Source organism: Saccharopolyspora spinosa NRRL 18395, from assembly GCF_000194155.1.
Classification (GTDB): Bacteria; Actinomycetota; Actinomycetes; order Mycobacteriales; family Pseudonocardiaceae; genus Saccharopolyspora; species Saccharopolyspora spinosa.
Map to the genome: position 1 here is coordinate 1,145,140 of NZ_GL877879.1, position 15,340 is coordinate 1,160,479.

General features: G+C 62.7%; 9 protein-coding genes and 3 pseudogenes. 7 read left to right on the forward strand and 5 right to left on the reverse strand.

The genetic code is table 11. The features are described 5' to 3' along the window. Window positions 1-1,348 precede the first annotated feature (1,348 nt). Together SSPN_RS0124335 and SSPN_RS0124340 are read right to left on the reverse strand one after the other, a co-directional pair. The gene (locus tag SSPN_RS0124335; protein ID WP_010310116.1) at window positions 1,349-2,311 is read right to left on the reverse strand and encodes a Wadjet anti-phage system protein JetD domain-containing protein; all 963 of its coding nucleotides are present in this window, start codon (window positions 2,309-2,311) and stop codon (window positions 1,349-1,351) included. After that, entirely contained in the window at window positions 2,308-3,843 is a 1,536-nt protein-coding gene (locus SSPN_RS0124340) for an SNF2-related protein (protein WP_010310118.1), read from the reverse strand. The genes SSPN_RS0124335 and SSPN_RS0124340 overlap by 4 nt, the downstream gene beginning before the upstream one ends. Before the next feature lie 345 nt (window positions 3,844-4,188). Here SSPN_RS0124340 and SSPN_RS0124345 point away from each other — a divergent pair, with 345 nt between their 5' ends. Genes SSPN_RS0124345 through SSPN_RS0124365 form a run of 5 tightly spaced genes read left to right on the forward strand, consistent with a single transcriptional unit; the run spans window position 4,189 to window position 8,118 of the window. After that, entirely contained in the window at window positions 4,189-5,187 is a 999-nt protein-coding gene (locus SSPN_RS0124345) for a CBASS oligonucleotide cyclase (RefSeq protein ID WP_010310122.1), read from the forward strand. 2 nt (window positions 5,188-5,189) lie between these two features. Then, window positions 5,190-5,330: a hypothetical protein gene (locus tag SSPN_RS58625; protein WP_010310123.1), complete on the forward strand. Its 141-nt coding sequence runs from the start codon at window positions 5,190-5,192 to the stop codon at window positions 5,328-5,330. Next, window positions 5,327-5,683, forward strand: a complete 357-nt coding sequence (locus SSPN_RS62900; RefSeq protein WP_420188297.1) for an HORMA-1 domain-containing protein — start codon at window positions 5,327-5,329, stop codon at window positions 5,681-5,683. Before SSPN_RS58625 ends, SSPN_RS62900 begins: the two co-directional genes overlap by 4 nt. Before the next feature lie 30 nt (window positions 5,684-5,713). Further along, on the forward strand, window positions 5,714-6,634 hold the full coding sequence (locus SSPN_RS0124360) for an AAA family ATPase (protein WP_010310127.1): 921 nt from the start codon (window positions 5,714-5,716) through the stop codon (window positions 6,632-6,634). Further along, the gene (locus SSPN_RS0124365) at window positions 6,631-8,118 is read left to right on the forward strand and encodes an SAVED domain-containing protein (RefSeq protein WP_237710714.1); all 1,488 of its coding nucleotides are present in this window, start codon (window positions 6,631-6,633) and stop codon (window positions 8,116-8,118) included. Before SSPN_RS0124360 ends, SSPN_RS0124365 begins: the two co-directional genes overlap by 4 nt. A 729-nt stretch (window positions 8,119-8,847) precedes the next feature. On the opposite strand, the gene SSPN_RS51835 is transcribed toward SSPN_RS0124365, so the two are convergent. Both SSPN_RS51835 and SSPN_RS0124375 read right to left on the reverse strand, forming a co-directional pair. Continuing rightward, on the reverse strand, window positions 8,848-10,386 hold the full coding sequence (locus SSPN_RS51835) for a UvrD-helicase domain-containing protein (RefSeq protein WP_083822089.1): 1,539 nt from the start codon (window positions 10,384-10,386) through the stop codon (window positions 8,848-8,850). Next, window positions 10,313-12,079, reverse strand: coding sequence for an AAA family ATPase (locus tag SSPN_RS0124375; protein ID WP_158309636.1), 1,767 nt, complete (start codon window positions 12,077-12,079; stop codon window positions 10,313-10,315). Before SSPN_RS0124375 ends, SSPN_RS51835 begins: the two co-directional genes overlap by 74 nt. Before the next feature lie 996 nt (window positions 12,080-13,075). On the opposite strand from SSPN_RS0124375, the pseudogene SSPN_RS45525 reads away from it, so the two are divergent. After that, a pseudogene (locus SSPN_RS45525) lies at window positions 13,076-13,249 on the forward strand (helix-turn-helix domain-containing protein); the annotation flags it as partial. Between the two features lie 165 nt (window positions 13,250-13,414). After that, window positions 13,415-14,304, forward strand: a pseudogene (locus SSPN_RS51840) (IS5 family transposase); the annotation flags it as partial. Window positions 14,305-14,383: 79 nt separating this feature from the next. Here the strand turns inward: SSPN_RS51840 and SSPN_RS0124395 are convergent. Further along, window positions 14,384-15,196 (reverse strand): annotated as a pseudogene (locus SSPN_RS0124395) (transposase); the annotation flags it as partial. Window positions 15,197-15,340: the final 144 nt, after the last annotated feature.

The window sequence follows — 15,340 nt, forward strand, 5'->3', positions numbered from 1 at the left end:
CGCGTGAGCGCGGCGGCGACGGTGGCGTGCAGGGTGTCAGTTGCTACCCCTCGTAGGGGCGATGCGGACGCTGGCACCTCCACGCGCACGTCCTGCTGCTGTTGTTGCTACCCCTCGTAGGGGCGATGCGGACGACACCGGCCTTCCGCTGTGGACGGTCGACTGCATGTTGCTACCCCTCGTAGGGGCGATGCGGACCCGACGGTAAAGCTGCTGGTCGCAAGCATGGTGATCTTGTCAAGGTTCGAGCATTTGCAGCAATTCTCGGCTTCTTCAGGTGTTCGGCGTGGGCTTCTGGACCAGGCTAGCTAGGTTCGAGTCTTCGCAACCGCACCGAGGCTACGCCAACGGCCATGAGATCCGGATTCTCCTGTCCCCCTGCTAACGACCGCTCCGTGATCGTTCGCCTGCCAACCACACTTGACCACCACAAAAACTATCCACGCCTTCGGGACCCGGTACCCGATCGCTTGTGGGAGCTTGCAGGTGCAGCTGCAAATCTCAACAGCCCTCGACTGCCCCCTTCCGCACATCACCACCGCGAACGGAACACACCCACTCGCACCCGCGTTCAGGCTCGCGACAACCGCCGCCAACCAGCGCACCGCCGTTCAACGCCCATCACCGCAGTTCGGATCTGTTGCCGAAACTTAACCAACTACTACACAGCGGGCGGCCCGACACTCACCCTCCCCGGGCGCACTTAACCCACACATACGTCAGGAGAGCCCAAAAATCGCCGAAATTCGAGACGGAACACTTCGGGACGATCACCCAAGATCCACAACAGCACACGAAAAAGCCCGCTGACCTGCACTTACGTGCCGGTCAGCGGGCTTCCGCCAACGTCGGGCTGACAGGATTTGAACCTGCGACCCCTTGACCCCCAGTCAGGTCCCATGTAGACACTCACCTGCGAAAACCGAGAAACCGCAGTACAAAACACGTCGATCCAAGACAGTTCCTTGCAGTTCCTTACAACTACGGTACATCCTTCGCTCCAGATTCGCTCCTGCTCCTGCCAGTCAGGCCAGACACAGCGAACGACACACTGTGCGACAGTTCGGCGATCAACTCCTGGCTGCATGCGTCCCAGACAGGTGGTGCTGCGCGCGAACGTCGTTCTATATGAGCTTCCGAAGGTACGAATCCCACGCGCGCTGATCCGAATGCCGGCGCGACGTGCCGGCATCCCGATCACTACCCGTTTTCGCTCCCACGACGCAGCTCTCGACACTGGCCGGTGGTGACCAGGTCCACCGCCACGCTGCGCCTGTGTACACCACGTGACCAGGATGCTCGGATCGCGAGACAGTCAGGCAACGTTGGTGCTTTCCCTCAGCGCGGGTCATACGAGGTCAGCATGCCACTTCTGGGTGCGGGTTAGATGCCGGTACCCGACCCACTCCTGGGCGATGCGGCGTCCTTCTGTGAGCAACCGTGTGGCGGCTTCATGGTGTTCTTCGGGAAGCCAGCAGACCAGTTTTCGCGCGCGGTACTCGTCTACAGCCTTGTCGCTGGCCCGCCAACTCCGGCCTGTAGCGAACAGCTCGGCGTATAGGTTTACTGCGGGACGGACATGCGGCAAGCCGGCGGTGCGCGCCGTGCGCTGGGCGGAATCTGGGATGCGCAGACCGGAGAGGTCGAGGTCGCCGAAGTATCGGATTCGGCGAATCTCGTGGTTGTCTGCGATCGACCGGATCGACGACATGAAGCTCGCGCCCAAACCCCATGCGACGTGTCCTATGTTGTGCCGCGTTGGCAAGGCTTTCACGATCGACCACCACGTCGCGCTGTTTTCCACCACCAGCAGCAGGTCACCGTCGCCAACGCGCGTCAATTGGTTCGGGGCGACCTCCTCCAGCAGTTGTTTGCTCAGCAGTGGTGGCGGGGTGGCCACGGCGTTCAGCAGGTGTAGGAGTCGTTCCTGGTTACCGAACAGCGGCCCGTCACGCATCCCGTCCAGCGCCTTCTCGGGTGATTCGAAGTCCTCTTCGTCGCCTAACGCGCTGAAGACCTCCAAAGCGCGTTCCCGCAGTGGAACGATGGTCGTCCTGTCGGGATCGCTCATCAACCACCGGTTGATCGCCACGTAGCGGACACGCTGCTTGTCCGTAGCCTTCGGCCAGACATCCTCCAAGTCGTACAGCAACCGGTGCCATCGCGGCATCGGAGGGACGGTTTTCGTCGCCTTCGTGACTGTGGGGACGAGTTTGATCTTCGTTGGCAGTTCGATCTTCACAAGATTGGTGGCCTTCACCGGCACCACCTGCTCGCGCTTGATCAGAACGGACAGACTCTCGCGGATCATCGTCGTGCCCCTGTCGTCTCCTTCCCTGCGCTGGTAGACAGCACTGAAGCAGCGACGTACGTCGTCGATGGGCACCTCCTTGTGAGTGGTGCCGCGCCACTGCCTCCGGACTTCATCTTCAGACGCTTTGCGAGTTCGATCTCCAGCCACTCCAGAGTCTGGATCCGCTCAGTGAACACGACCACCCGGGTGTCGCTGTTTCGCCCGACGCCGATAGCCGTCAGGTGCTCGAGCAGCGCCTCCAGTTTCGACGGATCGTTGCGGTGGGCTTCCTCCGCCAGCTCGCCCAGACGCTGCAGCGCGGTAGTCTCCTGTGCCGCCTCGGACTTACCCTCGATGGTCTTCAGGCGGCGTCGCACTGTGACCCGTAGTGCCTCGGGCGACGACAGGAACGCTTTGAACAGCGTCCACGGGAACAGCGACTGGCCCTTGCCGGTCACCGGCGTTCTGCCACTGCTGGGACGCAGCCACACCGTCTTAAGTTCGTCGAGCACCGCCTGCTCGGCATCAGTCGGCGTCACCGGCACAACTACCGGCTCCCGCCGGGCCGCCCACTGCTGCCCTACCTCCTGCTGCACGTCCGGCGAGTTCCGGTGCCTACGGACGTAGAGGTGCTCGATGTCCTTGGCCTGATAGTTCTTCGGATCGGCGATCGCCGTCGGATCCAGCAGCTTGATCAGCTCGGCAAACGACTCCGGCTTGCCGTTGTGCGGGGTGGCGCTGGCCAGGATCAACGCGTCGGTCTGCGCTGCCAGCATCCGCGCTAGGTCGTTGCTCTGCCGCCCGGGGTTGATCACGTTGTGGCACTCGTCGATGACCACGACGTCCCAACGCTGGTTCTTGAGGTGGTGCTGATATTTCGCAGGGTTCTTCAACGTGTCGATCGAGGCAATTACGCGTCGGTAGTAGCTGAACGGGTTCCGCGACGCGGGCAGCGTCTGCCGCACCTTCTGGATCCCGTCTGAGTCCAGCCGCACCAGCGGAATCGCGTACCGAGTCCACATCTCCCGCTGGAACTGCTCCAGCACCGCCCGCGGTGTGACTACGAGGATCCGCTCGCCTCGGCCACGCTCGATGAGCTCGGTCAACGCAATGCCGATCTCGAGGGTCTTGCCCAGACCCACCGCGTCGCCGATAAGGATCCGCGGACGCAGATTCGACAGTGCCTGATGGGCTGGCCGCAGCTGGTAATCCATCGGGTCGGCCAAACCGCAGTGACCCGAGATGATGTCGGTGTCCATCGACGACGCCGGACTCTGCCGCAGCAGCGACTCCAGCCACAGCCGAGCCTGCCGGAAGCTCGGGCTGTCGTCAGGCACCAACCGCGTCGCCCGGGGATCCAGCACTGTCACGTCGTCGAGTCCCGTAAAAAACACCGCGTAGGTGTCGCGAACCAGCTCCGAAACGCCGGTCGCCTCGATCCGCAGATCGCCGCGTTCCGTCCGGCGGACCGACCGCACCAGCCAGTCCTCGTCTCGAACCACGATCTGCGCGCCGGCGACGATGTCCGGCTTCCGTACAGCTTCAACCACCTGTTGGAGGGTAGCCGAATGATCGTGTTCTACTGGCGCGGTTCCCCCAAATCGCCCATGCCGATCCGTAATGGCGCTGTGATCACGTATCGACAGTCGAGGCCACAGCGCTACATCCATGATCAGAACGGCGCCGGAAACGATCAGACTAGCTGACTGCCAGCGCCATGACCTGCACCGATGCACCTCCCAGACGGGGTAAGAGCACCACGACCAGCCGCTGACACACGCATGCCGCGCGCCGGAACACTGACGAATACATCGCTTGGATCGAGGTTTGTCGGTAGTGAGTGGTAGGCCTGTTCTTCTGTCGATCAGCTTCTCGGGTGAAGGGCGAACACAGATATGGCGGGAGAGCGCTACGTCCACCACAAGGTCCTCAAGGCATTCGCGCAGAGCAAGGTGAACGTGCCGGCGGAGGAGGCGAAGGAGCGCCGTCGGCAGGTCAATCACCTGCGAGAGCGGCTGGAGGATTATATCGCGGCCCACCCGGACTTCGACCTGGTGAAGCTCCGGGCATCCGGTAGCACGGCCAAGCGCACGGCGATCCGACGCAGGAGCGGCACAGGGTCTGATGCGGACGTTGCCGCCTACTTGCGCACCACGGATACAGACATCGACGTCTCGACGATGCTGACCTGGCTGCGAGACCGCTGCATCGAGGTTTATGGCGCAACGAAGGACGCGGACGACTTCAAGCCGTCGGACCATGCCGTTGGGATCACCATGCGGAGCAGCGGTTTGAAGATCGACGTTGTGCCCGTGCTCTACACCGGCGAACCGGACGACAGGGGGTGTCTGGTCACCGCCGACGGCACCAAGGTGCTCACCTCGGTCACGCTGCACTTGCAGTTCATCCAGAGGCGCAAGGACAAGGCTGGCGACGGGTACCGGGAGGTGATCCGGCTGCTGAAGGCGTGGATCCGCGAAAGCAAGGAGGTCGATGCGGAGCTGCGTTGCAAGTCATTTTTGATCGAGCTCCTGGTGGCCCACCTGTGCGACGTCGGCTGGAACGGCAAGCCGCTCCAGGTCGACGACTATTCGGCAGCAATCGAGCAGGTCCTCTCTTACATCGTCCGTACCGGCCTGCGGACGCCGATCGTCTTCACCGACTACTACAAGGCCGAGACGGTGAATGCGACGGCGGACCCCATCCATGTCTGGGACCCGGTCAACCCCGAGAACAACGTCGCACGCGGCTACACCGAACAGGATCGACAGCGGCTGGTGCACCACGCTAAGACCACACTCGACACCATCTCGATGGCCGCCCACGCGGCGACGAAAGGCGAGGCGGTCGACGCCTGGCGCGAGTTGTTCGGCCCCGCCTTCCCGGGAGACTGACCATGTCCGGCTCGTACACTCGATCCGCATCCGCCTCGTTCACGATCACCGACGCCCGCTACGTCGGAGGCAGAGTCGGCGCCGACCTGCGCCTCCTGCACAACCTCTACGGCAAGCCCGACCTCGACCGCATCGAGGACTGAACCGCGGATTCCTCGACACCGTCGACTACGGCTTCCGCGATACAAGCACCAACACCTGGAAGTTCCGCCTGCGTTACAAGGCCACGGCCAGCGGCCAGCTCACCGACTCACGGCCCGGCAGCTTCCCGGACCCGGTCGACCTCACCGGCTACGGGTTCCACAGCTCCCTGACCTACAGCTCCACCTTCTGGCTCCTGACCAGCAGCGAACAGGCCGGTATCAAGGAGACCCTGCCGGTTTCCCGGACGACCGGCACCGCCCCGAGCGCCGCCCTGTCGGGCACCACCACCATGGGGCACAGCTACGCCCGCAACGGCGCGGGTGTTTCCCGCGACATCTACGTCGCCCACTAGTCCAGCGCCATCGGTAGGAGGAATAAGAACGTGACCAACCAGGACGACCTGTTCCACCCCGTCATCGAACTGCCCGAGCCCACCCGGCGCGCCCGCTATGACCGCCTGGTCGGCCTGGACGACACGAAGCTCCGTCTACGCAAGGAAGCCGCGCTCCTCGCGGACCCGCGCCGACTCCAGGTCTGGGCCGCCAACCACTACGGCGGCGATATCGCCGCTCTCACCCTCTTCGCCGACCGAGCTCCGCTGTTCGTCTTCGCCGGTGACGTCGGCTCCGGCAAGTCGGCCCTGGCCGAGTCCTTCGGCTGCGACCTCGCTGACTTTCTCGACCTGCCCGTCTACCTGTACAGGCTCAAGCTCGCCACTCGTGGCAGCGGCCTGGTAGGCGAGATGACCTCGCTCATCGGCGACGCCTTCGCACACATGCACACGGTGGGCAAGCGCATGTCCGGCTCCCAGGGTGCGCGCGCCGTGCAGATCCTCGTCGTCGATGAGGCCGATGCCCTGGTGCAGTCCCGCGGGGCCCAGCAGATGCACCACGAAGACCGGGCCGGCGTCGACGCATTCCTGGCCGGCATCGACAACCTGGCCGGTGCCCGGCTCCCTGTCGTCGTCGTACTGTGCACCAACCGGCTCGGCGCCCTCGACCCAGCCGTCATGCGCCGCGCTGCGGCCACCTTCACCCTCACCCGCCCCGACGACGAGCAGCGCCACGCGGTCCTCACCCAGGCACTCGACGGGCTCGGCATCCGGCCGGAAACCGTCCGTAAGGTCGTCAAGCTCACTGGCCCCGCCGGCGACCGACCTGGCTGCACGTTCTCCGACCTCACCCAGCGCCTGGTCCCGTCCGCCGTCTTCCGAGCCTTCCCCGACCGGCCGGTCACCGACGAAGACCTCCTCGCCCTCGCCGAGGAACTGGAGCCCGCCCCTGTCTTCACCGAGGAGAGATGATGGCCCATCTCCCCACCGCCAGCCCAACCAGCGTTCGCACCACCGGCGACTACTACCAGTGGCTCGTCGCTTGGGAAGCTTGCTTAGCCCTCCTTCGCGAGACCGCCGCCCGCTCGCACAACCCCGTCCGCGCAGTCGGTGTCGAACTCAACGGCGTGGGTAACCTCGACGACGTTGTCCTACTGCGTGACGTTCGTCCGAACACCTACAAACAGGTGAAGTACGCGGTTGACAGCGCTACGCCGGTCAATGAGGAGTACTTGACCAAGCCCAGCGCCAACGGTGGTCCGTCGATCCTCGCGAAGATCGCCAAGACGTGGAAAGGGTTGACCGCGGACGGCGGCAGCGCCGATCTGCGCCTGGTCACCAACCGCGCCGCCGATTCCGAGGACGGCCTGATGGCGGGGCGCGACTCCCGCACCGGCCTCCTGATGCCCAAAGCAGCCGTCGGCGGAGCCAAGTCGGACCGAGGTAAGGCCCGTGCCCGGTGGGCGCAGGAAGCGGGGCTGACCGAGGCGGAACTCATCGATCTCCTGTCGGTGCTCCGCTTCGACCTGCCTCTGGACATGGTCTGGTACCAGGAGCACCTCCGACTCCTGATGGCTGTCACCGGGCTTCGCCACGACCAGCGGGCGCTCGAGGAGGGGGCCGGCTGGGTCGCCAAAATGATCCGCGAAGGCCAACGTCAGCTCACGCTGACGATGATCGAGACCGCTGTCGCCGAGCTTGACCTAAAGGCCGGTCCTGCCCGGGCCGTCTTGTCAATCGCCACTCTCAAACCGGACCCGCTGGCGTCCGACGCCGACCATGCCATCAATTGGATCGACCGCTTCGACGGTGACTCCGCGTACACCAAGCGTCGTCCCCTGTCACCGAACACCTGGTCCCAGCTGCAGGCGGACATCGAGGCCGCGCCGGGACGTCTGCCCGCCGAGACAACCGCCGTCTCAGTCACGGGCAGCATCCGTCTCGCGCCGGCCTTCCTGGTCGGTACCACGTTCCGCATGGTCACCGGCACCGACCTCGCGGCAGTCCAGCGCGGGAGGGCCGGCAGCCAGCTCTGGTCCACAAACGACCCATCCGACACCGCCCTGGTCCCAGGAGTCAGCGAAGACGAGATCGGCCAAGGTGACGAGATCGCTGTTGCTATCGCCGTCGCGACGGACCCCACTCAGGACGTCCTGGAGTACCTGCGCGAGCAGAACATCCCCGTCCGCAAGCTCATCGTGCTCACCCCACCGGACGGCGTAGCGAACGACAACTCGCTCCCCGACAGCACCGCCGCTAACGCCCTGGCCGTCGGCATCCGCGACCATCTCCGCCGCTCCACCCGTCGCGTCCGGCGCATGCACCTCTTCCTCGCCTGCCCCATGGGACTTGCTGTTCTACTGGGCAACCGGTGGAACCGACTATGCCAGACCGTCGTGTACGAGGACATCAAGATCGACGACGGATACGAACCGGCATTCACCGTGGAGGCATAAGGGGCCCGAGTTGGGAGCGCAAAATGCCGACATAGCTCAGGTGTTCCTGGCGGAGAGCAACCAAATAACCGGGATCCGCGTGGGTTCTCGTCCTCAATATGTCTGATGCGCAGGTACCGCAGGCTCGGTGCGCCTGCAGGGAACCCGAAACCGTGTGCCACACGCACACGGTCCGCACAGACAAGAGACTCTGATGTCTTGGGTAGAGCACACCAGCGGCCAGCACTGGCGAGTGCGGTACCGTCGCGAGGACGGTTCCGTGGCCTCAGAATGCGGCTTCATCAACCCGAAAGCCGCGCAGAACCGGGCACGCGAGATCGACGTCGACCAACACCGCAACACCTTCTGCGACCGCGCCCGCGGACGCATCACAACTGGCTCAGCTTGCCGCACACGATGCGCTGGAAACGAAGAAAGAAAGGCTCCGGGAAGCCGAGCGCCGACACGCCCGTAGCGCTTCAGAAATCCTTCAGTGCTGCGTACTTGTGCTCGTACAGATGATCTACCTGCTCGCTACGGCACGGCCGGTTCGGCGAGCGGCCTGGGGAAACGGGCCGGAAGTAATTCCGGCACCGCGCTCCAGGCCGACTCAACTCCAAACAGCAACAGAGACGATGACCGCTTCACGGAAAGTGGGACAGAGCCAGTTTTTGCGTGCCGTCGACAGCATTGAATCGCCTGGTGAGGTTTGTGGCACGGTGCGGGCTGACGTCTACTGCTCACCTTAGTTCAGATAGCGATGGTGCGATCACGCCCACGTGTGAGCGCAACGTAGAGCTTACGATGTTCTTCATTCCTGACATCGAGTCCGGTGGCGAGCATTGTCTGTTCACGGTCGGTGATCCCGACAGCGACGGTGCCCCATTCTCGCCCTTTGGCTTGGTGGATCGTGAGCCCAGGGATGAATCTGCGTTCCTTACTTCGCAGGACTTGACGAATCTTTTTCAGCCGAGCGACTTGTACGGGATGCTTTCTGGGAAATTCCCTCGGCGACTCCTGTTTGATAACGGCCGAGAGCTGTTTCCAAGCCGTGTCAGCGGCTTCTGATGTGTCGGATCGAAGAATTTCTAGAATCCTGGTGAAGGGCTGAGCCATGCGGCGTAAGGCTTCTGGATCAGTTATGCCCAGGTTGGTCAGCGCATCTTGCAGAAAAACTGCGTGATGACCAACGGTTGTTTGGGTTACCTGATCAAGCAGAAGCACCGCAGCGGATTCGGGGGGACTTTCCGGCGTACTACCGAACGACAACGGCAGTACATTCTCGCCACAGTCCCAAAGATCGTTCCATTTTCCAGAAAGGACAACATCCGCATGTGCAGATTCTGCTTTGGGTAGCACGACCGGGTGTCCAGATCGAAGTTCCGTCGACAGAACATTTGCCGCATGGGTACGGAACCTGAATGACTTTGTTAGCGGATTGTAACTGAATTCGTGTTCATCCACCAAGGCGGGAACCTGCTCGGGTCGTGCGCCCCGGAAGCGGTAAAGCGCCTGCCATGGATCGCCGATAATGGTGGTCCCGATCCCCTGGTCGCAAGCAATTTTGACTAGGAGGAGGTCGAGAGAATTGGCGTCGAATACCTCGTCCACAATTACGGCGCGAACTGTTTCGCGCAATCTTTGCGCTACGACGCGTGCGATGGCCGACTGATTGAGGGCAGCGGCTAAAATCGTGCGTACGTCGTCGTGGGTACATTCACCATCTTTAATGGCTTCCCTGAACGATTCGAGATCGACTCGGTTCTCGGGCCTTCGTGGCCAAGCAATACTGACGGATACCTCGTCGCCGTTCAGGGTTAGGTAGGGCTGTTGGCGTTTCCAGTTGTGTTTGAGGCGAACCTTCCAGGTGTCGTGCACTACCAGTTCCTGTTGTCCGCCAGGCCAGCGCAGAAGCCTGCGACGCAGCAGATGGGAGAGCATGTCGCATAGGATCGTATCGAGAGTGACGACTCGGTGTGGCCACACCAGTGCGCTTGGGCCCCATCTCAGCCGGATACGCTGCCTGAGTTCTGCTGTGGCTGAGCGTGTGAAGCTGACCGCAACGACGGCACGGTCGTCTCGGTCAGGGGCAAAGCGAAGCATGCCGAATCGCTCGGCCGCTACAGTGGTCTTGCCGGAACCTGGGGCAGCCTCTATGTAGGTCCGTGAGGCAGTACTTCCAGCAGCTCTGGCCTGCTCACCCGTGAGGGCTTGCTCAGTTAGTGTGAACACTGGGAACACGCTCCTCTGCCGCTGGAGGGTTCTCCGGGGTGGAATCCGCTTTTCCATTGACCGGACTCGGATGGTATAGGAAGTTGAACATGTCGGTCATGTGATCGGGAACGACCACGCTGTCAAGGTCCTGATCGAGACGACTGAGAAATTCGTCAGCCAGCGCGACCGCGAATTCCCCCTTCTTGCCGGCGCCAGGGCCAGCCGGTACAGACGGTGTTCCGGTCTTCTCATTAGCTTTCCTCGCGCTGCGAAAAAGGTCGTGAATAGTTTCCCGAGTGATTAGGGAAGGCTGCATGAGCCCGACGGATTTAAGCGCGGCGGCCACAGCGGGCTCATTTCCGGGAGTGATCGCGGGTTCGAGGGTAGGGTGGTTAGGGAAATAACCGACAATTTTCTCGTCGTGGTCAGCTAGCCACTGTGGATTCTTTGGCTCGGAGGTAATCGGCAGGTCGGTGTCGCGCAAGATCGCGACACGATCCGCTAACTCAAATCCCTTCGTTGCCAGCAAGCGGACGGGCCATGTGCCAACCTTGTGTCCCATGACTACAATCGTGAGGGCGTCGATGAACGCCAAACGTTCTGCGTCAACACCAGCCCAAGCTCGGCCAAACTGCCTTACCAGGAGGGCGTCAGTGACGCCCTCTACTAGAACAAGTCGTTCGGCGAACAGGGCCGCCGAACGAGTTGCGTCCAAGTGTAGCCGTGCCATCCGGAGCACTTCTGGACGATCTTGGATGGGTAGTGTCGCGATTGTACGAGCCACGGGCCGTGCGGCTCGGTTGCGGCGCAGCACAACGACTTCTTCAGGGCGGCAAGTGGTAATGACGTCCGTTGCATGGCTGCTCAAGATGACCTGTAGCTCGGGACGGCTTCGGACAACCGAACGCAGGTAACGCACGAGACCGTGCTGAAGTTGCGGGTGGAGGTGAGCCTCCGGTTCCTCGATGACAACGGTGGCATGGAAAGCGCTTGTGGGAAAGAAGGAGTCTTCCTCTGAATCTCGCTCTGCGTCTGCCGTTGCCGCCTGGTGCCGAGCCTCAGACTCTTCATCGCTTGATTCCCCAAGTGCACTCCCAACAATAGGCTTCCCGGTGGTCTCTATTAAGTCATCCACGCGCTGGTCAGCGTCGTGATCCTGTTTGGGGGCGCTTAGATCCGGAATAGCGGCCAGGGTGACCGCGATGTGCACTAGGTTGACGTAGCCCAGCCCCGAAATCTCGAGGCGGCGTGCGTCCAGTCGCTGGTCGGTGACACCGATTAAGATTTCCAGCACGCGAGCGAGGTAGGCATCGTCGATGACTTGTCCACCAATAAATGGGTGTTGTCGGCTGACCCCGGCTGAAAGCGATGCTAGGTGATGACTGATGCGTTCCTCAACGGCGTTGATTAGGCCGACACTGGTCAGCGCCTCCAGCAAAGCTGAAGCTCTCCTGCGCAGCCCTTCGAGGTTTCTACTGCCGTTCACCCGCTGTTGCTGCGCGCGCAACAGCTCGATCAGAATCCGCGCCTCGCGCCGAGCCAATTCATCCAGAGGGTTGCGGTGTGCTGGCAGATAGATGAGTCGGAACATATCCTGGTACTCAGAGCTCACCAGTGATTTTGTTTCAACTTGTCCGAGGTTACGACTGAGACTTCTCGACCAAACCGCTGCGGTGCCCTGCGACTCGACACCGCTCTGGACGTGGAGCAGTCGACCAAGAGCACCTTCGTCGTTGGCGTCGGCCGCGTACTCATACTCAACTTCCACCGTGCGTGGGGGCACACCCAGGGTGGATGATGGTGGCCGGCCGAGGCGGGGAAACACGTGTGAGTGTACCAGGTAGAGGGCATCGCCGATCGTGGTCTTTCCAACGTTGTTCGCTCCGACCATGAGGCTGAACCGTCCAGGAAAGCGGCACTCAAGCTCACCATCAGCCGCTGCCCGAAACCCACTCACTACAATGCGACTGAGATGCACACGACCTCCGTAATGTTTACCGATGCACTGTTTCGAACGTAGTGGCTGCTTGAGCGCTATGAGCGTCTTGCAGCCTCTAAGATCATCCCAAACCGAACGTGATGCGTCACGCGTTTGAACGATCTGGTCCTCATCGACCTCATACGTGTGTCCAGCAAGTCGCCCACGGACATCGAGATGATCGACTGGTATGGGGAGAACGGTGGGTTTTCTGGGGAACCCGCCTTCAGCCGCACCCTGAGCCCGCCGTTTACCTCCTCGAGGGACTTAATCGGGGACGAGATCAATGGATGGCTCGGTGGCGTGTTCGCCCCTGAGGACGTCGATCAGACCGTCGCGCACTGGTCGCCTCCCAGAACGCGCTCTGCACCACATCAGCCACGCTGGGGACCGTCGAGAAGCGGGTTGCTGACGCTGAAGCGCGGCTGCGCCGCTTCCAGACGGCTATTGGCGCAGGTGTTGATCGGCATTGAACGAGGCGAGCAACGAGGCACACGTCGAACGCGCCGCCGCCCATGCCGAGCTGGAGAACAAGCCAGCGCCCAACCCACTCACCGACTGAAATCTGGCTCTGTCTCACTTTCCGTGAAACCGCAACCGCGCCCTCGCGATTCGCTGTGCCTCACCTGCAACATCACGAGACATAACACCCGAACCGCAACAGGGACGATGTCCGCTTCACGGAAAGTGGGACGGAGCCCGAAAACTGAACACGGCGTAGCACCCGAATATTGTGTCCCTGCCCGGTGACCCTGGCTCCAGCCGAGTCAGGGAGGACGAAGGGTGGTGTTGTCCGTGGAAGATCGGGCTGAGATTCGTCGTTTGCTCAGGTCGGAGGACATGCCGATCAAGGCGATCGCTCGTGTGTTGGGCATCTCGCGCAACACCGTCCGTGCCGCGTTAGCCTCCGACGCGCCACCGAAGTACGTGCGCAAGCCGGCCGGGTCCATCGTGGACGCCTGTCCTGGTCGAGAATGCGGCCACCCGGTTTGACCTGGGCGATCGTGACGTCCGATGATCGACGATCGCGGCTGTTCGTCAGGTCTATCGGCTCATAGCTCAGGTGCTGTCCTGGCTAGGGCGTGTCTCCGAATTTTTGCCCTGGTAGTGGGTGATGATCGGCTGGTGGTACGTGCTGATGCGATCTCAGATGAGTTGTGGGAGTTGGTCGAGCCGGTGCTGCCCTCGCGAAAGGGCTTGCGGGGCAGGCCGTTTGCCGATCACCGCCTGATCCTGGAAGGGATCGCCTGGCGGTTCCGCGCCGGAACGCCGTGGCGGGACGTGCCCGCGGAGTTCGGGCCGTGGCAGACGGTCTGGAAGCACCACCACCGGTTCTCCATCGACGGTACCTACCAGCGGATGTTCGACGTGGTGCGCTCCAGCTACGGCATCGATGCCGGTGACGACCTCGCTCAGTTGCTGTCGATCGATTCCTCGGTCGTGCGCGCGCACCAGCACGCCGCGGGTGCGCCCACGGTCCCAGGCCGGGACCTGGCCGCAGCCACCGGCTACACAGGGGGCACCGTCGAATGACACGATTCTGGCAGTCGAGCCCGACGATCACGCGCTGGGCCGCTCCCGGGGCGGGCTTTCCACCAAGATTCACGCGTTGGCTGACGCCGCCTGTGATCTGGGCGCGGTCCGGTTGACCGCCGGACAGGCCGGAGACAATCCCCAGTTGCTGCCCTTGCTGGATGACTACTTCGCCTCCGACTACACCGACGCCGGGCCGCTGGATGTCCGGTTGTTGGCCGACAAGGCGTATTCCCACCCCTCGACCCGGCGGGAGCTGCGCCGACGTCGGATCAAGCACACGATCCCCGAACGGCGGGATCAGATCGCCGCCCGCAAGGCCAAAGGCTCCTCCGGTGGTCGTCCGCCGGCGTTCGACGCCGAGATCTACAAGCACCGCAAACACAATGGAGCGGGCGTTCGGCCGTGTGAAGCAGTGGCGCGGAGTAGCCACGCGTTACGACAAGTACGCTCTGACCTTCCTCGGCGGTGTCCTGCTCGCAAGCACGACTTCTTCCGGTTGTGGCGCCGGGTCCGAGTCGTGCCGGTCCTGGTCTCATACGGTGCCGGGCGCTCCATCCGTGTCCACGCCTTCTCATCGAGCGCTTCGGCGTGGCCGCGCAGGGCGGGGTTGTTGTCCATGCCGAAGACGAAGTCGGCCTTCCCAGCCCACCGGTCGAAGTTCGCGGTCAGGGAGAAGTCGGTGTCCCCGCGCACGCACACCCGTGGCGCATAAGGGCAGACCAGGTCGATCGCGCGGTCGATCCACGTCGCCGCTTCCAGGTGGCTGGGCGCATTGCCCGCCCGGTTGAGCAGGAACAGCACCTCCCGGGTGTTGGCCAACGTGACCAGCAGCGGGGCGTAGCCCCAGATCCCCTTATAGGAGATGTCCATACCCTGCTTGAGTTCGCCCGTGGTGGGCACGATCGTGCCGTCCACATCGACGTAGGCAGTCTCGCCGAGCAGGTCGGCGCCCCGCCGCCGCCACAGCATCGGCCGCACCGAGTTGATCGCGTCCATCAGCGTGAGCAGGTCAGCCTCGGTGAAGCGGCGCAGGAAGTCCCCCGCCGTCGTCGGGTCCGGGATCAGCCTGGCACCCAGCCCGTTCGTGTACGGCACATCGTTGCGGAGACGGTCGATATCTTCCAGCCGCCTGCCGCCGGTGAGCACATTGTAGGCAAGGTTGAGCACGTGATCAGACTCGTGATACGGCAAGTGGATCTTCAACAACTCCAGGTCGGCGTCAATCTTCTTTGCCAGACCGAGCCTGGTAACCAGGCGATGCATCGCGAAGATCCCACCGAACGGGGTCGCCTCGACGTGACCGCCGATCTCATAGTTGATCTTCCCAGGGGTGAATACGGGCCCGGACTGCTCACACCAGTGCCCCGCCAGCCGGTGCCGGCCTCCACCTTCCGCCGTCGGCGTGCCGAGTTCCGCCGACTCTGCTCATGCGATATCTTCCTCACCACAAGGGCCTTTCCAGCTGGGCTGCGTTGGCGCGCAAAACCCAGACAGGATAAGGCCCTTGATCTATCC